13 protein-coding genes are annotated in these 24,435 nt (G+C 50.1%); 1 reads left to right on the forward strand and 12 read right to left on the reverse strand.

Translation table 11 applies throughout. The features are described from left to right. The first annotated feature begins 192 nt into the window (after positions 1 to 192). Positions 193 to 1,347, forward strand: coding sequence for an outer membrane protein assembly factor (locus tag NGM62_RS09825; RefSeq protein ID WP_262247560.1), 1,155 nt, complete (start codon positions 193 to 195; stop codon positions 1,345 to 1,347). Here NGM62_RS09825 and porV read toward each other — a convergent pair. The 12 genes from porV to NGM62_RS09885 form a co-directional block, all read right to left on the reverse strand. Further along, positions 1,344 to 2,384, reverse strand: coding sequence for a type IX secretion system outer membrane channel protein PorV (porV, locus tag NGM62_RS09830; protein ID WP_262247562.1), 1,041 nt, complete (start codon positions 2,382 to 2,384; stop codon positions 1,344 to 1,346). The two genes, NGM62_RS09825 and porV, sit on opposite strands and share 4 nt — an antisense overlap. Positions 2,385 to 2,395: 11 nt before the next feature. Next, positions 2,396 to 6,745: a DUF7619 domain-containing protein gene (locus tag NGM62_RS09835; RefSeq protein ID WP_262247563.1), complete on the reverse strand. Its 4,350-nt coding sequence runs from the start codon at positions 6,743 to 6,745 to the stop codon at positions 2,396 to 2,398. 155 nt (positions 6,746 to 6,900) lie between these two features. After that, entirely contained in the window at positions 6,901 to 10,134 is a 3,234-nt protein-coding gene (locus tag NGM62_RS09840; RefSeq protein ID WP_262247565.1) for a CHAT domain-containing protein, read from the reverse strand. An 11-nt stretch (positions 10,135 to 10,145) separates the two neighbouring features. After that, positions 10,146 to 10,883 (reverse strand): hypothetical protein, encoded by a 738-nt coding sequence (locus NGM62_RS09845; protein WP_262247566.1) that lies wholly within the window; start codon positions 10,881 to 10,883, stop codon positions 10,146 to 10,148. Then, entirely contained in the window at positions 10,876 to 11,427 is a 552-nt protein-coding gene (locus tag NGM62_RS09850) for an RNA polymerase sigma factor (protein WP_262247567.1), read from the reverse strand. The genes NGM62_RS09845 and NGM62_RS09850 overlap by 8 nt, the downstream gene beginning before the upstream one ends. 149 nt (positions 11,428 to 11,576) lie before the next feature. Then, positions 11,577 to 14,090, reverse strand: a complete 2,514-nt coding sequence (locus tag NGM62_RS09855; protein WP_262247568.1) for a hypothetical protein — start codon at positions 14,088 to 14,090, stop codon at positions 11,577 to 11,579. Positions 14,091 to 14,122: 32 nt separating this feature from the next. Next, positions 14,123 to 14,905, reverse strand: coding sequence for a hypothetical protein (locus tag NGM62_RS09860; protein WP_262247569.1), 783 nt, complete (start codon positions 14,903 to 14,905; stop codon positions 14,123 to 14,125). Positions 14,906 to 15,096: 191 nt separating this feature from the next. Further along, positions 15,097 to 16,623, reverse strand: a complete 1,527-nt coding sequence (locus NGM62_RS09865) for a hypothetical protein (RefSeq protein WP_262247570.1) — start codon at positions 16,621 to 16,623, stop codon at positions 15,097 to 15,099. Positions 16,624 to 16,935: 312 nt separating this feature from the next. Then, a complete protein-coding gene (locus NGM62_RS09870) occupies positions 16,936 to 19,632 on the reverse strand; it encodes a zinc-dependent metalloprotease (protein ID WP_262247572.1) in 2,697 nt (898 codons plus the stop codon). Between the two features lie 164 nt (positions 19,633 to 19,796). Further along, on the reverse strand, positions 19,797 to 23,048 hold the full coding sequence (locus NGM62_RS09875; RefSeq protein ID WP_262247573.1) for a CHAT domain-containing protein: 3,252 nt from the start codon (positions 23,046 to 23,048) through the stop codon (positions 19,797 to 19,799). Beyond that, positions 23,045 to 23,800, reverse strand: coding sequence for a hypothetical protein (locus tag NGM62_RS09880; protein ID WP_262247574.1), 756 nt, complete (start codon positions 23,798 to 23,800; stop codon positions 23,045 to 23,047). Before NGM62_RS09880 ends, NGM62_RS09875 begins: the two co-directional genes overlap by 4 nt. Further along, the gene (locus tag NGM62_RS09885; protein WP_262247575.1) at positions 23,800 to 24,369 is read right to left on the reverse strand and encodes an RNA polymerase sigma factor; all 570 of its coding nucleotides are present in this window, start codon (positions 24,367 to 24,369) and stop codon (positions 23,800 to 23,802) included. Before NGM62_RS09885 ends, NGM62_RS09880 begins: the two co-directional genes overlap by 1 nt. Positions 24,370 to 24,435: the final 66 nt, after the last annotated feature.

The raw sequence follows: 24,435 nt of genomic DNA on the forward strand, positions 1-24,435 counted from the left end.
ATTCTAGCCAGCCGGCGAATAAGCTAAGGAGGCAACCCTCGAAAAACACCCCTTTTCTTAGGGACTGCAAAGATATATAAACTTGGTTTAATACAAAAATTATTTGCAAAAATGTAAATCTGCGGGGCACACCGATTTGACAGGGTATCACATTCCGCTTCTTATCCGTATCTTCGCCGCATAAATTACGCTATGGGTATCATACTCCGCTGTTTGCTTTACCTATTACTCCCAAGCCTTGTATTCCCGGCTATTTCGCAGGAACGCAAGGGCTTTTGGGACCACAAGCTTATCAAGCGTTTCGTTTCAGCCGACAAAGACACCACACGTTCAGCGGGATTCGTGGTACTGCCAGCACTGGGGTATGCACAGGAGACAGGATTGGAATTTGGTCTCGCTGGCGTTTACAATTTCTACGCGAACAAAGCAGATACCAACATCCGCACTTCCAACGTCACATTCATTGGTACGTTCACCACTCAACGGCAAACCAACCTTAAATTAGAATCCGATATCTGGACCACCGGCAACCGCTACCACTACATCAGCGAGCTGCGCTTCCGCAACTTCCCGTTTAATTTCTACGGGCTGGGGAATGAAACAGCCGCACAAGACGAAGATGTGGTGCTTATGCAGCTGGTCCGGGTTCGGTTGGAAGGCGAGCGCGAATTAACCCCCCATTACTACGCCGGGGTAAACATTGCTTACGAGCACTACAGATTTTCCGACAAGGAGAGCGGGGGTATTTTTGAAAGCAGCGAGCCCTATGGGCAACAGGGCGGGTACCACTTTGCACTGGGTATCTCACAGCTCTATGATACCCGGAACCGCAATACCTACACCACCAAAGGGTACTATGCACGGGCCAAATATGCTTACTCCCCGGGATTCGGCGGCGGCACTAATTTTCGGGGCAGCTTGTTCGATGTCGACCTGCGCACGTTCGTTCCGCTCACCGCGGCGCTCACCTTGGGTTTGAATGCCCACTATAAGACATCATTCGGCAGTCGAGTACCTTTCTATGTTTACCGCGAACTGGGTGGCGACATGATGATGCGTGGTTATTACAACGGCCGTTACCGCGACCGGAGTTTGCTAGCCGCACAGAGTGAATTACGCTACCGTTTCCATCCACGGCTAGGCGTAGCCGCCTTCGCAGGTACTGGCTCCACCTACCGCAATGGACTGTCTAACGCCCGCTTCGTACCTTCCTTTGGGGGCGGCATGCGCTACTTCTTCGATTTGGAACACCAGAGCAGCATCCGGTTCGAATACGGATTCGGCGAAAAGCGCCCGGGCGAAAAGCGGCAAGGAGGCTTCTACCTCGCGCTGAGCGAAGCGTTTTAATAAAAGTAGTACCCGATAGACAACCGCAATGACTTGCCAAGCGGATGCTCATTCGATACCGGCACCATATAGGCAAAATCAAAGTTGAGCGACCGGTACACCACGCCAGCACCCACTGTAAAAAACCGCCGGTTGCCAGCAGACGGGTGCTCGTAAAAATACCCCAACCGGCCGGTCAATAAGTCGTCATACTCGTACGCTGCACCGACACCCCAGGTTAGTCCCCGCCGCAATGCCGCCTCGCTGCCTTGACTCGCATTATTCCAAGCCATCAGCTTGTTCACATCTAAAGCCACCCCCAACGTATTTCGGTCGTCAAGTTCATAATCGACGTTTACACCTACGCCGAGATTGGTCGGCAAGGAGGCCCCATCGGCAGCATGGACAATCTTCAGGCCGATGTTGGACAGGTTTACCCCCGCCGACACTACCGCATCGTGGCCACCCCATATCACCGGACTGCTGAAATAGAAGGAAGCATCCGCTCCCACGGCACTGACCGGTTGTACGGTCACCCCATCAAATACCCCTGCGCCAAGGTCCGACCGGATGTACCGGACCGCCAATCCCAACGAAAAATACTCGGGAAATTTACGAACATACGCCACATCTGCCGCAAACTCTCGGGGTTTGTATTGTTGAAGGCCATTGCCCCAACTATCGGTAAAATCCACACTGCCATACGAGAAATACCGAATTGACCCGGCCAATTTCTGGCGGTAATCCAAGGTGTAGTATCCCGCCAGGTAGCTGAGATGAACATCATCTGCATACTGCCGCAGCCAAGGTATATAGGAAAGACTAATCCCCGCGCCATCTTCGGCAAAGGCATATTTTGCAGGGTTCCAATGCATCGAATTGGCGTCGGGCCGCGTCGCTACGCCGGTTTCCCCCATTCCCCCCGCACGTGAATCCGGCGCAATCGTTAGAAACGGCACCAACGTGTGGAGCGTGCTGGGTTGCCCAGGCTGTTGGGCGTGGAGCAACGGATAGGCCAGTATACACACAATGACTGTAAGCAATCGTTTATTCTTCATGTTGTAATCGTTTATGGTTTATGAATGATCAGTTTATCGCGGTACACCTTTCCATCTTCCTGGCGAATCACGATAAAATAGATACCTGTCCCCAGCCGGCTAAGGTCTATTGGCGTACCCACTCCCGCATGCATTTCCAGGCGTGTGGGCCTCACCATCTCCTGGCCGAGCACATTCGCTACGCGTACCGTCACCGCCCCCGTATAATTCGTAGAAATAATCGATGGCGTACCCGTTGAGCTCGGGTTGGGTGCCAGGATGAACGGCTTGGCCGACGGCTCCCGCTCAAGAACCCCATCACCAATGCTGACCGTCGCTTCCGTCACCGGTGCCTTCGATTCCCGATTACCTACCCGGTCGTCCGAAGTAACATAAAAGCTATAGGTCCCACCAATTTCCCCAACGAAGCTCAACGTATCTTGCGAAGTGCCAGTAAAGGGGAACCACTCCCCTCCATTTTCCGAAAAATAAATGTGGTAATACCCCAGCCCGGAGCCGCCGTCATTGCCGCTCAGCCGTAAGTGGACCACGGTATCCGCCTTTACCTCCGCGATGACTGTACTTTGGGGCGCCAATAGGTCCGTCGTATTTTGCCATATATTGGTTAGTATGGGTTCGTTTTCGTCAAATATAATGGACGCCCGATTACGCACAACCACGCCGTTGCCAATGTCTTCCCTGAGATTTACCGAATAAGACACCGACCCTTCACCCTCAGGGAAGTTGACATTCGGTGGTAGAAAACCATCCAATACGGGGATGTCACCGGTCTGCGGATCGACAGAAAAGAACTGCCATTCGATAATGCCGGTCAGCGTATCCAAAGCCGCATTGATTCGCACACGCAATGGTCTCCCCGGCACGGGGTCGAGGTCCAGGACAAATTCCTTTCTCCGTTTAGGCACCCGGTAATTATCCGTGCCGATCGTGACGTTACCGAATTCAAAGGAAGAGAGATCAAATACATTCGCATCCAACGTATCCAAGACGCGTACGATTTGTGCGGCAGCGGATGCAGTATCGACGTTTTCAAACGTTACCAGGAAAGACTGCCTGTCTACGCTGTTCACAAACCGACCCGTACCGACTCCGGATGGGCCGTAAATGGCATTCGGATCCATGGAACCTACTGACCGGGTTTCCTTTTCACGTTCGTCACGCGGCGTGAGCTCCCGATCCACTTCGTCCAGTAAATCCTTCAGTTGCTCGGCCAGCTCGGGGCAGTCGTCGAGTACATCCATCAACGCCTGCCGCTTGTCTTCCAAGGTTTTCAATTTATCAACGGTATCAAACATTTTCTCAAGCCTCTTCAGGCGGTTTATTTCTGAGGCGGCATCCGGAAGCTTGGATAGCTCGAGTAATTTTTCCTGATACCTCATCCAGGTATCCGACGACATGCCTTGGTTATTGGCCAGCCGCTTATTAATAAAATCCGTCTTCTGCTTCCGGGCATTCAGCATGTCCTGTCTACCTTGTAAACCTTTTGACAACATCAATTTCCCCACTTCTTCTGTGGCAGTTATCAGCGCATATTCGTTTGCCGCATCCAGGTCCTGCCAGATATCTGCGTAGGTTTCGGCGCTCATGTCATACCCATCCCACCACGACCAGAATTTTGCTCCGGCATATTTTGCGCTAACGCCCAAGTGTTTCTGCCCCACTTTCAAGGTTTTGGTCAACGTCTGCAACGGCACGTTCTTGGTATTATCTGCCATCATATCCACCAAGTCTATCATTTCCGATGCCGCATTCATCGAAACATCTGCATAATTAGGTGTTTCACACGACCCGAAATAGTTTGGCTTTAGCGTAAAGGTGATAAAATTCTGTGCACTCGGGCTGGTGGCCCGGACATTGAAAGGCAGCTCATAGGTGGTACCTGCTGGGACATGCGGGATTATTAACAGCCGCATATACCCATCGTAAGGTTCATTCTTGAATGAGTCGATCGGGGTGGCCGTATCGAGCTCCTCATAGATATGCTGGATTTCGGCATTGGACAGCGTAAAGGTGTCTCCATCATCATCGAAAATGGTCGTAGTGCCATCGGCGGGTGGTACGATTTGCTTGTGTTCAAAATTGAGGTCAACACTCTTTGGCCACAGCAACCCCACGATCACCCCCGAAGCGGTTACGTTGCCTTTGTTACCCACCACCAGGTTGAAGCGTGTTTCCCGGCCTACGCGCCATTCGTCAGGACCGGTTACTTCGGACCAAGTCGTAGGATAGACAAACGAGCCGATGGTGAATGCCCCCGGGTAAACCAACGGGTTTTCACCCGGTATATGGATGGTTACATCGTATTCACCTTCCTCGGCAAAGTGCAGGTCGAAGGTGGCGGTCATACTTGTCCCTTTCGGGCCCGCATACACGCCATCTGGCTGAAGCGTATTGCCGCCCTTGCTTAGCGTAATCACTGTGTTTTCCGACAACCCTCCTCCAAACACCTGAATCATGCCATCGCCGCCCTTGCCCACGGACGTGGGTGTGAAGTATTCCACACCTTTGAAATCAAACGTGTATTCGGCGGTATCAGTAAGCCCACAAACGCTATTCACCGCAATCAGTCTCGCCGTATAACTGCCAAAGCCATAGGTTTTCATCGGGAACCTACCGGTTGCGGCGGTACCATCGCCAAAATCCCACCGGTATTCGTCTGCGTTGCCCGCCGCAGCCCTGAAGCCGATTTCATTGCCCACCCGTTCAAAGTCAAAGGCCGCATGAGGCTGGTGGTCAATGTGGTCCATTTCAATTTCATACTGGAACGACCCCGTACCCCCTTGGTACACCCTTATATAGAGGCTGTCGGTTTGCACGCAAGCGAGGCTGACGGTATCGCGTACCCACACACCGTGGTCAACCGTGCTGCCACCCACTCGCTGCGAGGCCACCCCCCGTCGATTCGTATCATACGCATAGATGTGGAATCCGGCCGGCCGGCCACTGGTGTTCAACCCGGCTACGTATATATCAATATTACCGTTAGCAGGTACTTCGAGTACGTAATAGTCATTACGGTCCGTCACCCCATCGGCTACATACCCGATATGCCCTTCAATGGCATCCGCCACATCCACCGTCGTCGCCTCCTGAAACGTATTATCAGGTTCCCAATCAATCACGCCCTTTTCAACCATTTCATACCGCAGCGTATAGCTGAACGACCGGCTACTGCCTTGGTAAATACTGAAATACAGACTATCCGCAGCACGGGAATACAGCTCAATGGTGTCGCGGACCACCTCCCCCGCGGATACGTTACTTCCTACCGTCGTTTGCCTGGCGATTTGCCGATTGCTTTTATCGAAGGCGTAGAACGAGAAAGAACCGGCGCTTCCGCCGGTATGAACTCCCTCAAGGTATATCTTCACGGTGCCGTCTTCGGGCAACAGGGTTTTGTAGTAGTCGTACCGGTCGGTTACCCCGTCAGCCACGTAGCCAATATGCCCGTTTACCGTCTCTAGTTCCACCAAGTCTGCCGCTTGGTTAAAAGCGTCATTCACCTCCGGGTCATTGGGGCTACGATCCACTACCTCATACCGCATTTCATATCCGAACGAGCGACTGCTACCTTGATATACGACAAAGTATATACTGTCTACAGCCCGGGAGTGTATCTCGATGGTGTCGCGGATCACACCCCCAGGAGATACGTTACTCCCCACGGTGGTCTGTCTTGCGATTTGCCGGTTGCTTTTATCGTAAGCATAGAACGAGAAAGAGCCGGTACTTCCTCCGGTATGAACCCCTTCAAGATATACCTTCACCGTGCCGTCTTCCGGCAACAGGGTTTTGTAATAGTCGTAGCGGTCGGTTACTCCATTGGCCACGTAGCCAATTTGGCCACGTATGCTATCCCCTTCATTCACCACGATGGCTTGTGCAAACCCATTGTTAGGCTCGGCATCATCAGGGTGCTGGTTGAGCACTTCGTAGCTCAATTGATAAGTGAACGAACGGTTGCTACCTTGGTAAACCACAAAATAGATGCTGTCCACCGCGCGGGATGTGATGAGGATCGTATCCGTGACGCTTTCGCCTTCGGATACATTACCGCCAACCGTCGTTTGCCGGGCGATCTGCCGGCCGCCTTTGTCATACGCATAGAAAGAGAAGGACCCCGTACTGCCGCCCGTATGCGTGCCTTCCAGATAGACCGTCACCGTACCGGAAGCAGGCAAGAAGGTTTTATAGTAATCATACCGATCCCCGGCTGTCCCAATGTCGCCCGCAACCTCTTGTTCGGCTGCGATCAGGTTCGCCTGGTCAAGGGCATTATTCGGCTCAGACTCGGTCTGCGCGTACGATGCATGCATACCGCACACCAATAAGCATGTGAAAAGTAATTTATTTTTACCCATAGTTATAGTTGATTAGCGTGAAACCAATTACTACATAGCTATGGGGTAAAACCACAAAAGGTCAACAAACGAAATAGAAATATTTCAATGTTTTTTCTACGTATCGTTACTTAGCGATAAGCGACTCATTACCAAGGCACATCAAGCCTTGTCATCTATCCGGTCTTCATTTTACGCCGCGAAAAATAAATCCACCCCGCGACGAATGCAACGGCGGCCACCAGCCCGATAAGCCGATAGCGCCAACGACGTTCCGTATATATCGGGTCGCTATCACCAATCAGAGACAACCCTGCCCAGTAATAAGGATGGTCCAGTTCCCCGTCGTTTGCTGCTATAAAATCAAGTTTAGCGTTGCGAAGAGCTTCGCTCTTATCCATCCCTTTTGATAGGTATTCGTAAAATTTCGACACAATATCCGCATTCGTTTTCTCGTCGATTTTCCATAGGGACATGACCACGCCCGAACACCCCGCTTGCAGGAAACTGTGGGCCAACGAAATCACGCCCTCCCCGTTGCGTAATGCCCCGCGCCCCGTTTCGCAGGCCGTGAGCACTGCCAACTCCGCACGTAGCTGCATGCCATAAATCTCATAGGCATGCAAATACCCATCATCGGTGTCGGCGGTGTCGCCAGGCAAGGATTTTGCAAAAAACAATCTCGACTGCATGGGCGACAGGTTATTTATCTCGGCATGCGTACCGAGATGCAGTACGCGATACTGCGCTGCATGCGCTTTGAACGCCCCTTCCTGCGCCTGCTGTTCGGCAAACAGATCATGGGCAACGAAGCGGCCGATCTGCTGTGCAGCCTGCAACGAGAAGGGCTGCCTATTCAGGTAATAATACGGGTCATCCGGCTCGGCATTCGCGGCCGACGCCTGACGGAATGCTTCTTTCATTTCCGTGGAAAACACGGGAACGAACAGCAGTGCCTTCCCCCCGACCCGTTTCGATTTGGCCTCTTTGATACGAATGGCGCTTGATGCAGACAGCAGGTAGGAGAACGTATACTGTTTGATCAGGTAAGGCATTTTTCCGAAATGCATTTCGTTCTCATGTTGCAACAACAATTCGAAATTGAGGTAATACAGAGATGCATCCGGGATGACAAGCAAGCGGTTAGAATCAAAATAAGGAACGATTGGCTCGATTAACTCCCCGTAAAGCCGGTGTGACGAGGTTACGAATTGGCGAGCGGAAACGCCATGAAGGTGCCGCAATGCTTGGATGTCATCCAAGATTTCCTTTTCCATGCGGCGGACATAAAACCCATTGGCAGTAATGACAAAAACAAACACCGACTCATCGGTCACGGCGTAGTGGATGAGCGTTTCCCGTTTACCGAGCAATTTCTCACGGATTTCCGCAAGACTGTACGGTTCCAGATCGTATTTGGCGAGAAACGATTCATCGCCCGACTGCTTGAGGCTATCTTGGAATCGCCGGTAATCTTCCATGCTCCCCGTTAATAAACGAAGCAGGGAATCACTGGCTTGAGGTTCGTTGAGGTATTGTTCGTTGAGGCTGTTTATCCGGATGCGGAAGCCATGGTCGCGCGCAGCGGTCGGGTCGTCGCTACCTAGCGTAGCATCCACCATCAGGTTGTTTGATGCCAAGCGCAGTAGTAATGCTTTGCTACGTTCTGCATAATCTAATGCTTTTTCCAAATAGTCTGAATCGTTCCCTTCGCCGGATAATGCCCAACAGGATTCGACGCCGATCGAAAATAATTTTTTATTCGTATCGGCTTGCTCAATGAGCGAAGCCTGCGACCGGAACGCGTATAAATTAGCCGCGAAAAATGCACTGTACGCATCAATTATTTTGAGTATTTCTACCAAGTGTTGCCGTTGTCCGGTTTGGTTATATAAATCGTGAAGGATTGTAACCCGGTTCAGTAAGAATATGCAGGAATTAAAACTATAAGGTAAGCGCGGAACCCATTCCGATGGATCGGCTGGGAACTGCTCGAGTTGCATGGTGCGCAAAAACACGCTATCGGAATACGCCAAGGCTTGTTCAAAGCGTCCGGCCCGACGATAGGTTGTGCTGATGTTGTCCAAAAATGAAAGCGAACGGTTCTGCAATTGGGGAAAATACCGGCGAAAGTCGTCCCACGCAGCCTGTTGTATATTGATCGCCTCCTCCCATCGATCCAAATAACCCAATGTAGCCCCTTTGTCGGCTTTGGCATACAGGCTATGGTAAGAATTCCCCGATCCCATCCGTTGGTAATTTGCGATCGCTTTTTCATAGTAGTCGATAGCTTCTGCAAACCGGTCTTGGCTAAATTGGAAGTCGGCGTAATAGCTCTCAATATATGCCTTCTTGGTTAGCTCATCCGGCACATGCCCTTGCTGCAAACGGTACGCCCGTTCAAACGACCGCTCCGCATCAGGCGCCAATCCCAATTTTTGTTTCGTGCTTCCCAGCATGACTAGGGTCTCCAACATACCTGGTCCGAATTCACCAAAAATAGCGTCAAACAAGTTTTGGGCCTTGGTCAGGTACACATTCGCCAAATAATATTCATGCAGCGCATAGTACAATCCTCCCAGATTACTGTATGCCCCTGCCAGGAAGTACCCGTTGCCTGTTTCGAGGTAGTTGCCGTAGTGGATGTCCACGGCCTGGTGTTGGTGGTGTAAAGCTTCCTCATGCCTATTAAGTGCAAGGTACACTTCGGAAAGACTGTTGTGCATCATGCCCGTATTCGTATGGTCGTGCGGGTAATGCGTTCGAACGGCGCGCTCGAACTCCAAGCCATCTTGCAGGGCTTGGTTATAATCGCCGCTATAATAGCTGATGAAATAATTGGTCTGCCATATATTTACCATCAGTGCCCCACCCCTGCCCTGCACCTGCAGGTTCAGTTCGAAGGCTTGCTGCGTGTAATGCCGTGCCGTTTGATAATCCTGAGCCGATAGATGCAGCTGGGCTATTGCATGATACAAGATGACGTAATGCCTATTTGGCGGCAGGTCTTTATCCACAGAATCCTCGGCTTTTTTTAAATAGCGTCTCGCCCGCTCCAAATCGTACAGTTGTACGTCCAGCTGCCCCATACGCGTATAGGCCGCCACCCTGGCTATACTTTTGTGTGGCAAATCATCGATCGTCCCCAATGCCGCACGCATCAGTTGCCGGGCCTCCTCCAATCCGGACGTACTGGCATATACCAGGGCCTTATGCGTAACGGCAAACACCAGGCTGTCGGCCTTCCCGGCCCGTGTATACAAATCGATGGCCCGATCGATCGTGTATAGCGCGCTGTCCAAGTTGTTCTCGCGGTAATTACGCTGGGATTTATCAAAGTCGCTCTCCTGTGCATAGGCGAAACAACCGATTAATAAAAGCGATAAGGGTAGCAACCTTGAGACAAACATATCGATCCAACCTACTTCGCCATTCGATCCAACAATTCTACAGCTTCTTCTTTTTCGGGTAATTGCTTCAGCAGCCTCTTCGCCTGGACATAGTCTTTCTCTTTCAGCTTCAGCAATGCCAAATACCAGATTGCTCTTTCGTGGAATACCGAATGTTTATTTTCGGAAAGGGGCGCCAAGTAATCTAAGGCGACTGCATCGGCATTTTTATTCAAATATGCTATACCGGTATAATAATGCAAGGTATCCGTTACGCCCTTTTCAACAGCGAGCTGCTTCCATACATTGATGGCACCGTCATAATTCCCTTCTTTATACGATATCATCCCTTCATTAAACACATATTTGGCCGAATCGTTGCTCATCACCACCGGCAACCCGGGGTCAGGCCGGAAATAGGCTGCATACAGGTCATCTTCGGATACCATCTGCTGACGATACATCCACCATCCCACCAAGCCGACACCGATTAGTAACGCGGCTGCGGCCACATAGCGCCAATAAACAAACTGTTTGCCAGTTGTCGGCGGCGTTTTCACTTCCCGTTCAGTTGTTATGCTTGCGGTGAACGCACCGACCTCCACCGCGCCGATCAACTGCCGTTGTAATTCCACCTCGTCGCGAAGCGGCTTATCGACCGACAATAGACGCTCAAACTCCACACGCTCAGCAGTATCCATACTGCCAAGCAGGTACCGCTCGATCCGCTCAAACTCCTCGCGGCTGATATCTTGCCTGTATTTACTCATCGTTATGCTGCCTTTCCAAATAGATTTTCCGCAATCGCATCATACACCGGTACTTAATAGTTTTGACGCTTTCCTCAGTATTATTCATCGCAGCTGCGATTTTTGCCAACGACTGCCGCTTAAAGTAAAACCGGCCCAACAACTCCCTGCACTTCTCCCCGATACGGGCAATCGACTCGTTCAATCGCTGGTTCTGTTCCAGTTGCTTAGCCAACTGCTCTGTGTCATCAGCTTCCCCTTCAAATAATGACAGGTCATCTTTCAACACCAACCGGATGCGCCCCGACGATTTGAGCTGATTTATCCACTTGTATTTGCAGATCTGCCGCACATAGGCGTTGAGCTGTTCGGCATCCCCGCGAAATTTCCCCGCCCGCAGGTTCAGCCATGCAGCACTCACGCTTTCCTGAAAAACATCTGCGGCATCTTCAAGCGTACCTGAATTCTTCAGGATATACCCTTGCAGCCAACTAAAATTATCGGTGTAAACTTTGGTAAGCAGACGCTCCGGGTCTGCATTCCGCATATCTTTTAGGCTTTCCAAAATTAAGCATTGCTTTGGTTGCCCGAAAGATACATAGTTTTATTAACTACAGCGACAATTCCCGGTGTTTTCTCTTTTTTACTGTTTATTATCACTCAAATATCTTGTTCCTTGTTGGAACGACCGTTATCCGGATTCGACAAGTCCACTCACGGTTTCAACGTGACAATGACTTGGGCCATTCCTGTTCTGGAAGCAGCGCCAGCAATGAATTTGGCGCAGTCGGGCGGACCGATCCAAGTAGGGCTCCACCCCGACGTCGCCAGCACATAACCAAACTCATACTGCCCGTCAGCATTAAGCTGGCCGGTGGCGGCTGTCCACGAGGCACCCGTCCCCGTCACTCTCGGAATGACCTCCGGACTGAATTCGATAACTCTGGCCGAATAGCTTACGGCGTTTTCCACGGGATCGACGTAAAAAATCGTACCCGCCCCGCAACTGGTATAAACACCGTCATCCGTGGGGCCCCAGCTGATGACCGAAATGGGTACATAGATGATTTTCTTCGTTTCGTCATTCACGATGAACACTTTGCCTTCGAGCCGCTCAAACAGCTGGTACTCACTATCCGGTTGGCCTTTGGGCTTTACATAGATGGTAGCACTGATGTATTCCGTACCCGATTTGGTTTCGTTGTCTACACATTCATACACAATCGAATTGGCTGTAGTGGAGAGGGTCTTCACGTGAGAAGTCCCATCCCCGCTCAATGCCCCATATTTCCCCGCCGTGCTCCACGAAATGCGGTAATCATTTTCCGGGTCATTTTCTATCCGCACCATATTTCTGTTGATCGGCCGAATAAATAGCGTCACTTTGTTCTCACTCCCTTTTCGTCCGGAAACCGTGGCTTCTGGCCCAATCTGGTAAGCGCTTTTGTTCACCCGTACGTTTGCCGTATCCCGGCCAATCAGCTTATCATCGATGTAAACGGCGACATACACCTGCTCCCAGTTTTCTCCATCGGTAAGTGCACTGGTCTGCATTCCCTGGAAAACGATCTTTGAATCAGCGCTTCGGAATGTTTTCCCGGCATTGCCTTTACTGTCAGACAGGGTACTGTATTTGCCGGTTGTTGTCCATTCATACGAGCGGTCCTTCCCTTTATCCTTTTCGTCCAAGTCTTTGATTTCCGCACTGATTTCCTGTCGGCTGGAGGCGCCACTTGTGGATACAGCGGCCTCGCCCGGAGTAAGGGTCACCTTGCTGCGCCGGGCCAATACTTCCCATTCTTCCAGCCCCTTGGAATGGTACCAGTGATAGGATACGCGCGCCCAATCCGTACCCTGAAGAATGAGATCTGTTACTAAAAACACCCGGGTAAGCTTCTTGGCCACGTCCTCGATTTTTCCTTGGGCATCGGGTAATGCTTTTTTGAGCAACATAACCAACAACGTCTGTCCCTGTGTCGCCACCATCGCATCCAACGTGGCTATAAAAGCACCTGAAAAATCGCCTTTTACCATATTCTCCATGACCTTAGGCGTATTCAGTACAAGGTCTCCGAAAAGTTCGACCATCCCGTCTTCCTGGAGGGAGCCTCCAGCTTTATAGAAGCCCCCTACCAGTGGAACAAAAAAATCATTGATAAAATGGTAGGCAAAAACTCCACAAAAGGCTGTAAGTTCCTTTTTAGTCAGCCCATTTTCTTCCATTTCTTCCGACAACGATATTTTCGTGCCAGCGCCTAGACCTATCAGGCGTACTTTGTAATACGCTTCGGTCTCGTCCTCGTCCAGGTCCAGCGATACGGGGTCGGATGTAATCATATTGGCTTCCAGTCCTTTTCCCTGGATGTTATTGTAGACTGTACCGGTAAATGATGTGACTCCCGAAACAGGGTCTACCCAAAAATCAACATCCGGATCGGTGCTTGCTTCCAGCCGGGGCAGAATATCACGGAAATGCTGTTCGCCTTCTTTTTTAGACTTCATTTTATAGGCAAATCCTACTACGGCACGTCGGTAATGGTTGGTCACCGAAAGCCCCAAATCCTCGGCATGGAGGCGCAGGCCGCTGCGTATATCGTTGGCATCTACCCGTATGCTTGAAGCCCTCGTGCTCATCGACAACGATGTAGGTACAGGGGCTGAAAGCCCCATAGCGGTCTCGTTGTTTGACATCCACTGTTTCAGTGCAGGGACAAACGAGCCGGAAGACAATCCTTTGGGGTTATTGCTCCAAGCTGCCGTAAATGCCGACACCCAGTCTGACACGGCCGGTATTTTGTCTATATTATTCACAAAGACTCCGTGTAGCGTATCCGGCTGAAACGCCGTACCTAACACATAATACAGCAGCACCTTCGCTGTGCTGGCCACCGAGATGGTTTGCGTACTATCTGTAATGAATCCGGCCATCACAGGATTGTCGTCCTTGTCAAAAAGATACGCTATACCAATCTGGCCATCTTTTTGTATTACTTTCGTTTTCCCATCTTTATCTACGGGCTGTATAACGCCTCCTGCAAATAATTCATGGCCATTCAGATCATAAGTAGACCCTGCGGGCAATATCACTTGAGCATCTTTCAATTTGACATCAACCGGAACGGAATTGCCGTCATCGTCGTCAGGCAGGTTTGTGGAGTCTTTCTTACAGGAATTGGTCAGTGCCCCGATCAGGAGCATGAAGACTAGGGTAATTGCTTTGGTTTTCATTTTATCCAAGTTGAATTTCAAACTTCATCCTACTACTGGATATTCGGATTAAAAGGCGCCCTGTCGCGGTCATCCGGCACACCGTCATTATCCGAATCCTGGACGCTCTCGCGATCGATGAAGAGGAGCTGGTAGCCTATGGGAAGGAATGTTTCCAGCACCATCGCATCGTATTCAGCTGTTGGAGCCATAGTCATCTGTATACCCACGAATGAACTTCCCAAATCGGGCGAGGCATTGACGTTGGCCACAACCAACGCCGTGAAGTCACCTGCACGGACCAGCCGGGTAGCCACGGTCGACTGCATTCCCGGGGCCAGTTGCTGGGCGCTCCCGTTGCTACATACAATTGTAAATTGCGGATTGCCTAGGTTAGCAAGCATCTGGTTTACTTCGCTTTGCACCACCTGCTCGGCATTCGTCAAGCCGAAGAAAGTCGTCGTGACATAGCGCCACAGCACATTATTATCGTTGCGGAGCACGTTTACACCGATGGTACTGCTCCCGCTGAGCTCAAACGCTTGGTACCCTTGCGGCATCTGGAAGCCCAGTGCCGGGTATCCGCTGTGGATAAAATATCCTCCTGGATTCTTAATGGTCGGCAGACCTCCGGGGATGTCGCCCCGTAGCACACCGTTGTTCAAGTCCCAATACAAGGCCTGCACACCGCGTACATTGGGACATAGTTGTGATGTCATATTGGCCAACTGCGCCTCCGGTGAGGGGTTATCCCGCTTACTGCACGAAAGCAGTAAACAAACGGCAACGATGCAGATCATCCGTTGCCATGTTGTATGTCTTTGTAGCTGTTTCATCGTCAAGTTATTACTTACCTATACCGATTAACTTCCGGCATTTAATCAAATGGATACGCTATGAGTTTATCAACGGAATAAAGGCAAGGTGAACAGCTGAATTCATTTTTTTACGCCAAAAAAAAGCCGCTTTCTAAGGTTAGAAAGCAGCTCTTTCTGCAACTTTAATTCAGCGCGCGGACCTGACCCGGTCAGAATTCGTGGTCCCGCGACTCTCCCCACTCGGTATCCAGCGCAATGGAAAACCCGTTGATGGCACCCGTATCTCCAAGTAGCCGGCCGCGGAGCCGTAGCCGCACGTTGTTCCGTATCGATTGGGATATCGTTACCGTATTAAGCGCCACGCCACCTTCGCCATAGGCCGTCAATTCATAGGTTATGGCCTCATCCTCAACGAGCAATCCAAAAAACTGGTGCAATGCAATCCGATAGTCGTCGGCACCATCGAAACCGCTGAATTCGATCGTGTGGATATCCGACATGTGTTCCTCGGCTGGCTCGCCAAAAGGCGTATAGAGGAAATTACCGTGTTGCTTCGTTACCTCAATCTTTTTAACCCGCAACAAATCGGCGGCTAAGTCGGTAAAATCGAATTCGACAAGGCTATAACAACGCCTCAGTACTGCCTCCATCTCCGCATCGCGACCATCTACCACCAAATTATCCAATAACACGGCGTAGGTGACTGCCCGGTAGTCATTAAAATGCTGCCCGAAATAAAACTCATTCGCATTGGTGACATTATCGGGTAAAAGCATACCCTTATCAGATCGGTACGCCACAAATAGCACATCGTAACTGCCGTCTGCCAGCTTGATATCAAGCGCACCGCCCTCACCTAATGCCGTCATGGATAGCTGCTGCTGTTGTACCACGGCACCATCTCCGGCCGAAAAAACATAGTAATGCAACGTGGTGGGCACCGTGGGGTCGCCTGTTTCCACCTCGGCATTGTAAACACCGGACAAGCGGATGTTGTCCAACCGAACAGTGCCTTGTGTTTCATTGTAGTCACTGATAGTATCGCGATCACCGGCAAGGAAATCAAATTTTAAGTTCAACACAGTTGTTAGCCCGTCCCATATCGAGGAGAAATCAAACTGATAGGGATTTCTCTTTTGTTCCTCCATATTAGCAAATTGCCGGTTTTCAACGAAGGGCACATACGTCTCACCACCATCAAACGAATAAGAAAGTGAAAAAGCCTTTGGCCCCGTGTCAGAACTACTGATATCGAATGCGAATTCGGAAAGCGATTCTACACCCTGCAACGGCAGTTTCAATGTAACATTTCGTCCTCCACGAAGGCTAAATGCCTTACCCCCGGGATACGGTTCGACCGCAAAAGTCGAATTCGGATATGTGGGCGACGCAGCTACAGCCTCAAACGTAATCTCCGCCCCTTCCTCATCCACAGCGATATCAGGCTCCAAATCTTCAGCGTTGAACGACCAGAAGTAGAGGTACTGCGGTTCCAAACCGGGCTCGATGTTCTTCAATGCCTGCATACCGCCCAACCCATCGAAAGCCTGCAGAGCCGCCGACTTCATCCCATCCAAGGGGGTTACTTCGGCTTCGAAACCGGCCAACTTGAACGTGACATTCCGCAATTCATTCGTGGGTAACTCCGGGATGTGCCGCTTACAACCGGCAAACAAACAGACACACCATAAAATGGTGCATAATAAATAATCGGAAACGTGCTTTAAAGATCTCATTGGTATATGTAAATTGGTTAATAAGCATCCGTTGTGGCAGCATCCTCGCGATTGCGAATATGGGCTGCGACTTAATGCATGAGTCCAAGCATCATCCCGAAAATAACACAACGGATGGGAACAACCAATAAAACACCTGAATACAAAGCAAACGTTACAATGTGGTAAAAAAGAATAACCGTTAAGATAACTTTTAGTACGTTGAGCCTTCTATCATCATAAATATATTGAATTTAAATTAAAACAATGCCCACACCAAACCGACGTGGGCACTATACCATTTAAACGTTACGAAACCAGTCGCAACCGAAATCAGCTTTTATCTACGGACAGCGCCTTGTCTATTATGAACAGTAAACTCTGCCGGTGCGCGGCAGTCTGTGCATCCGTGCCTGAGGCACCTGCCAATTTCCCCTTAAGATCAGTTAGGGCCGCTAACGCGCCGGCTTTGCTCGCATAGTCGTAGCCCGTCTTGGCTTCCAGGATACCAACCAACGCCTTCACATAATCCGTTTGCAGGTTCTGCCGAATCAGGTTGACAGCCCCGCCAAGGTCAGCATCAAAGATATTCGCGGTCAGGTCTTGCATTACATCGGTTACTGAATAACCATTTCCATACAGGCTGCTGTTGCTGATGCGCGTCAGGGTAGTCGGATGAAGGATATGCGAGAGCGTACTCACCTGCAGCGACCTAAACGTATTCTGTGGCTTGTAATCTTCCGTGCCACTGAAAAAGTTGAAGCCCCGGCGCTGGCGTTGCAAATAGGGGAACAGTTCATAATCCGTTGCGAACGCATCGGGCGCATACACATATTTACCCAGCAGTTCCATGGCCTTTTTCTGAACGTCTACCGGCACCGGTGTATAAGGTTTGGCGTCCGTTCGCTGCCCCACAAAACTACGGTCCACATACACGCCACCGATATACCGGCTGATGGCTGCTGCCATGCTTGCACGCTGGCTATTCAGTTGGCCATAGCGCTGCAACAGCTCTTGGTATCCTTGGTTGGGGCGGCTGAACCGATCTTTCAGCTTTGGCATCATATCGTTTACTAATAGGAAACGCTCCTCCCCATAGGCCATCATATCGCTGGAGTGGTCATTTATCATCACCCGCGGGTCGATGGCCTTGCCCGGGCTCCGCATATCGTCGGCATCATTGCCAAAGGCCAGCTTGGGGTCGGTGCTCCGGCTTAAAATTTTATCTAGCCCTTTTGCTTCGTCCGCCTCCGAAAATGGCGTATAACCATATTCAATGGCCCAAATATCATAAGGCCCCGCTTTTGTGGTATAATAATCGCCCTGCTTACTACGGTCGCGGCTCACGTTAATGGCCGGATAGTCCATCACCGACCCCTGCAGACCGATTTTGCGTGTCAGTTTAGTATCGTGCAGTTGCTCAGGGCTAAGCATCTGGCTTGCCCGCATGTTGTGGTTCAAGCCGAGGGTATGCCCCATTTCATGCATAATCAAATAATAGAGGAATTGTTTATGCATTTCCTTTACCGTTTCCGATTTAGCAGCATCGCCTGCTTCGGCATCTAATGTTTCCACAACAGCAACTCCGGTCTGGAACTGCATACTGAGCTCGTTAGCGAGGTTGCATAATGCCATACGGTTCACTTGGGAGTGGTGCACATACTCTGTCTGTGCTACCGCTTGCTCCGGATTTTCCCACGGTAACGATGCCAATGCGGCATTACCGCCATTAAACAAATCGTCCATCACCGGTGTGCCCGCCCCCGATTTCCATTCTACCGTGATGTCGGCTCCTAGGATCTGCCCGGTCAGCGGGTTGAAAAAACTTGGGCCGATAGCGCCGTAGGTCGGAGTCGCTGAAGATTTCCAGCGGATCACATTATAAGTTATATCCGCCGGGTCCCAATCTGCATCATCGGGCATCTGTTTCATCACGATAGCATTCTTGAACCCAGCAGCTTCGAATGCTTCGTTCCACTTTTCCCCGGCCTCCTTGATTATCGGCCGGTACTCCAGCGGTGTGGTATTCTCTATCCAGAATACGATTGGCTCCACCGGCTCGCTGACCCTTGCATTCGGGTTTTTCTTTTCAAGGTGCCAACGGCTGATAAAATCTCGGTATGGCGTGGGCGATATCGATGTCAGGTCATCCACCTCTGCCCCGAAGTAGCCCACACGGGGGTCGTCGCGCCTGGGGCGGTAGTTGTTTTGGGGTACTTCCAGAAATGAATGTTGCATTCTCACCGTCACATAGCGCGCATCGGTGATATCTTTGCCGCCACCATTCATAGGGGCGGGGTTGTCATAAGTCAACCGCACCACAATATCCGTATTTTTCGGGAATGACCGCACCGTGTCGTAACTTGACTTCGCCGCATTCAAATTCCCCAGGTTGAAGACCGCTGTAGGCGGGATACCTGGAGGCATCACCGGTTTCACAGCGTCGAGCTTATTACTGATAAATAAACCATCAATCGGGATGAGGTAACCTGCACTATCGGAAGCAGCAATTTTCTCCGAATGGAATATTGTTTCTGCCACATCCGCATTGGCTGCCTTGCTCACCGGGTTATCCGGGTCATAATAAAATGATGTGTTTTTTCGTAAGAACTCAATTTTATCCTGGTTCTTCCGAATGCTGAACAACCACGTATCGCGGATCATATTCTCGTTGAGATACAGCGACGTTGGCCCCCCCATAGAAAAGCTCTGATAGATAAAATCCTTGTCCAACTGCTCTTTCGGGAGGTATAGTTGCAAACTGGCCGTAGTGGTATCCCGATATAGCGTAAAAAGCCCGTCGATTTTCTTGCTCGACTTCACCTTTTCATCGATACTCGGCTTTTCGTCTTTCTTCTTCTTTGCCGAGTCCGCTACAGCTTTGGCCGTGCTGTCTGGCGGGGTTACCTTAGTGGTATCCGGTTGGTTCTTCGGAAGGGTGTCCTGTAGCAGGTACAGTGCCCCATGGCCTGAAACGGGCGTACCTAGAAATAGGCCGCCTATTACAGTTGCTAGCAATACATACTTCATACGATTTGGTTAAAATTATACATTCATGTGTGGCACATCGTAGGCCAAGTGAGTCGTTCCGTACGACTCTTCCCATAAGACGCCTCTGCACCAAATTAGTTGCTCACGAACATCGCAAATTATCACCGTATCACCCGCAACTTTTACGTTACATATCAATTGCCTTAGTTAGACTGGCCTCCTTTTTTCGGCTTCCGGCTCACCACTATAACACCTACAACCAACGAAATGAGCAAAACGCCAAGCATAATATGTCGGAATGGGGTAACCGGTTGTAATTCCACCGGACTCAAATCGCCCATAATAGCCAAACCGGCCCAATATTGCGGTGCCAACAAGCGGCCTTCTGCCTGCTGGAGATAAACCAGTTTTGCACGCTGCAATGCCAAATCTTTAGGTAGCCCCATCTGTAGATGCATATAAAACGATTCGGTAATCACCATGCTCGATTGTTCGTCGATTTTCCACAGCCCGGCTAAAATGCTTTCACTACCTGCGTAGTTGAACGCGTGCGCCATCGATATCATGCCTTCTCCATTAAGATAACCGGATTTACCGGTTTCACAAGCAGTCAACACAGCCACATTGGCGATAAGGTTACAATTATAGATATCATACAGATACACCGAGTTCTCCGTGCCTGCAGCACCGTCGTTAGTAAAAATCAACCGGGAATATTCGGGATGGTCGTTATTGGCCTCGGCATGTGTACCGATATGGATAATACGATGATAGGCTGCATTAGAGCGGAACGCTTCAGCAGTCGACCGTTCCTCCACGAATAGCCTACCTCCCCATTCCCGCTGCATTTTATGTGCAAGTTTCACCGTAAATGGTAGTGGAAGGAGCTTTGTATATCCTCTGTCCATGGATAACGAATCCCGCCTGGCCGATGACAAGTACGCCGCTTTATTCCGGTCCGAAAATACCGGCGCAAATGCTACAAAATTATCCTTCATAACCGTACTGGGATTACCCGGCTTCAACGCCAACAAACTATAATGATACGATATGGCATATTTATTCAACAGGCATACTGCTGCCAATTCCCACAGGCTCGCAACGGGCACAGGTGCTAACATGTCGAAACTTACGTGATGCAGTATGCCATCGGGCACCACGATGACGCGACTACCTGTTAATGATGGCTCCAACGGCTGCCAAAGTATTTTATATAGTTGATGGGCCGCTTCCAACAATGGCCGTTCTCCTTGCCCGAAATCACGTAATAGTTTCACATAACGTTCCAAGCTGTCGTTAGCAAGTGGTGTAAAGGCCCATCCTGAGGCCGAAGAAACAAACGCAAAAAGACTTCCGCTAGATAGCACATACCTGATTACCGTCACATTTTCGGGCAGGGACCAGCCTATCCCAGCCAGCGCAATGCCTTCCTCAGCATAGCGCATCTGATAATATGCCGGGAACCGTTGTTGCAGTTTATTCAAGAAAGTATTCCAGTTATCAACCGCGTGCCGGTAAGCACCGACTGCATTGTCGTCATTAGGGTTCTGTTGAAGGCTGATATGGATATTCTCCCGCAGCCGCTCCTCTTCTTCTAGCACCGAGTCCGGCACATGAGCAAACTTCAGGGCCTGCTGATAGTCCATCCTCGACCGCATCCGCGAATAAATCGCCCCCTCGTGGATATTCAACCCCTTTCTAAGCTGGGTGCTGTCATTCGTTTTCAGGTAAAGCTCAAAATGAAGCTTTTTGATGAAATCGGTCAACGTTTGATGGCTTGCGATATGAGCCATAATGTCTTTCTGGTCGGTCAGTATCCGTTTCTTCCGATCGATGATTTCCGTTGCTTGCGCCAACTCCGCCAGCAATGACTGTAGTTCCGCGATACTCTTGGTTGGCGACAGTTCATAGGATGCCTTTGCGCGGATGAGCAAGGGCGACACTTTCTCCCCTTCGGTTTTGATAGAATCCTCCAGCGTAACGCTCTGACCTACAAACTTATTGATTTCGGCCAACGCACGTTGTGCATAGCCGTACGCTTGCCGGAAATCATGGCATTGGAACGCCAACTCACCGAGATGTTGAAGTTGGTAAAACGAGAGGAGTGAACGCTCGTTACCGGCGTCTCCCACGTAGCGCAGTGTCTTCACCGCAAGCGCTGTCGCCGTATCACATCGGCCCAGCTTCGCTTGGAAAGACGCGTACTTACGCAAAAACTCAAGATAAATATTGTCATACGTATCGGCGAATGCCAGCGCATACAGGCTGTCTGCCTTTTTATAGTACCTCTCTGCCGACTCATCCGAATGCTGTCTCTCTCCGATCAGTGCTAGCGCATAACATGCATCGGCATCCCAAAACAGGTAGTCCGCGCCGGCTCCTTTGATGGCCTCTCTTCCTTCAATAAGATATTCGCTCGCTTTCTTATAATCCGATGTTGCATAATACAGTTGCCCCAGGAGGATCTGTGAAATAAAGATCGCCGGGTCGTCTGCCTGCAGACGCTGCTTTTTCTGTTCAAACGAATACAATAGGAGCTGTTCGGTTTTTGCATAATTCCCCAGTTCCTTATATGCGCCACCAAGATTGTCGATTGCCTCAAACTGGAGCGATAGGGCTTGCTTCTTCTCATCCGCATAACCTGGCATCGACAAAAACTCCCGTAATAAGGCGATGCATTTCTCCATCGATTGGATGGATTGGCTGGTCCGGCCCTGAAGGCTGTAAACGCCGGCTAGGTTATTCAAAAGGAGCGCCTGCCTGAAGTGCGTATTCAGCGGCGAATCATCAATCTGCTTCACCGCTTCGATAGACTTGTCAAAAAAATATTCCGCGCTGTCTAATTTAGCCGAATACCATGATAGTACGCCAAGCGACATATACGTCTGGTAAAGTTGCTTTTGGTCCGGGTCAGGCTGCTGCGACACCAGGTCCGTAGCAATAAGGTAGTGTTTACGGGCAAGATCCAGGTTGGCCATCCGCCGTGCGTATTCGCCAAGATTACGTTGCATCAGCGCTAGCCGCTCGATTGGCGTATCTGTCGCCCGCTGGGCGAACGACAATGCTTCAAGATGTGCATCATACGCCCGTTTGTTATCGCCCATCAACCCGTAGAATTCTCCCAAATCGGCATAGGCCTCACGCAATGAACCCGATTGGGCTCCAAACGACTCTATCTTTCTGACCAGTTCCTCGGCGGTTTGTTTGGCTTGTGCTGCCCCATATCTTTCGTGAGCGACATCACCGGCTAATTTCACGTATGACGCCAGCGAGTCCCCTTGCTGCTCCTCTATGAGAAAATCCAGGTGTTGTTGAAGTAATTGATTGGCCTCAGTTACGTTATTGTTATCCAACAATTGTCGTACCTCGGTTTTTATCTGCGCTTCTTGTGCTATCCCTGTTGTAGCCAGGAATGCAATGGGAAACAAAACAGCTAAAAACACAAGGCATTTCATGGAATTGACGTAATATCGTTTAAGAGGGAATCCTTGGCGTGGTGCTCGGTACGGCGCAACTGCATTAATGCATCGGCTTTCCTACCTTGCTTCAACATGGCCAGCGCCTTATACCAATAGGCATCAGATTGGAATACAGAGGTCGGAGCGGCGGTTACCTTGTCGAGGAATACCACCGCGGAGTCGGGCTGGCTGTTGGCTAGGTAAGCAACTCCGATAAAATAATTCAGTGTGTCGTTACTCCTATTTTCCACCAATAACGGATACCACTTACCTATGGCTTTTCGGAAGTCACCGGTCTTATAATCTACCATGGCTTCTTCAAATTCATAATTGTCTGACGTTCCCATTAGTGTTGGTAAGCCGGGGTCGGCCTTATAGTACCGACTGAACAGCTTCTGTTCCTGTGGTTGTGCCGATCGGAAGAACCATAAGCCCACCATAGTCAACACCAATACGGCCGCGGCGGCCAGCCATCGTATACGTTGCCAAAGCGGCTTACTACTAGTAGAAATGACAGCCTCTTCAGGTTGCAACTCAGCATGGAATAAATTTAACTGTTCAGCGATGTTGGCCTCCTTTATGCCTACAAGCAGTGCACGGACTTCCTCTACTTTCCTTTCAAATACTGGGTCGTCCCTTAAACGTTCGTCAAATACCGAACGTTCATCCGCACCCAATTCATCATTCAAATACTCGCTAATGTATGCCAGCTCTTCTTCGTGCAAATCGTATGACGGCTTCTTTTCCATTATTTCACTCCCTCCTTAAGCACCAGTTCACGCAATTGTTTCAGACAACGGTATTTGTTGTTTTTCGCACTAGCCTCCGTCCAGGCAAATTCGGCGGCAATTTCCCGCAGACTTTGTTTGCGGAAGTAGAACCTTCCCAGCAATTCACGGCAGCGCGCTCCCAAATGCTTATATTGTTTTTTCACGGCGTTGATGTAATCATCGGTTTCTTCGCCTCGTTCATCCGATACAACGTCAGATTCGTGCCGTTCATCAACCGGCACCATATATCTATTTTTTTGTTTTCGCAATTCGTCAATCCATTTATTTTTTCCTACCCGCATGAGATAGGCCTCAAAATCCCCTTCGTCGCGAGGCAAAAACCTTCCAATCTGAATGTTTCTCCATACGGCAAGGAATGCCTCTTGATAAATGTCTTTAGCATCATCGCCTCCCCCGGAATTTTGCAAAATATAGCGTTCTAAAGCCTCATAATTTGCGATGTAAAGCTGTTTCAATACCGCTTGTTCATCAGAAATGATTCGCTTTACAAGGGAGTCGTCTGGTAGTCGGAAAGCAGGTTGGTCCATACGGTCAGCATAGTTTCCGGCTAATTTAATGTTTTATCTCAACAACCTATCAATTTTTGTCCTGTA

This window comes from Parapedobacter soli (assembly GCF_025460835.1).
Taxonomy (GTDB): domain Bacteria; phylum Bacteroidota; class Bacteroidia; order Sphingobacteriales; family Sphingobacteriaceae; genus Parapedobacter; species Parapedobacter soli.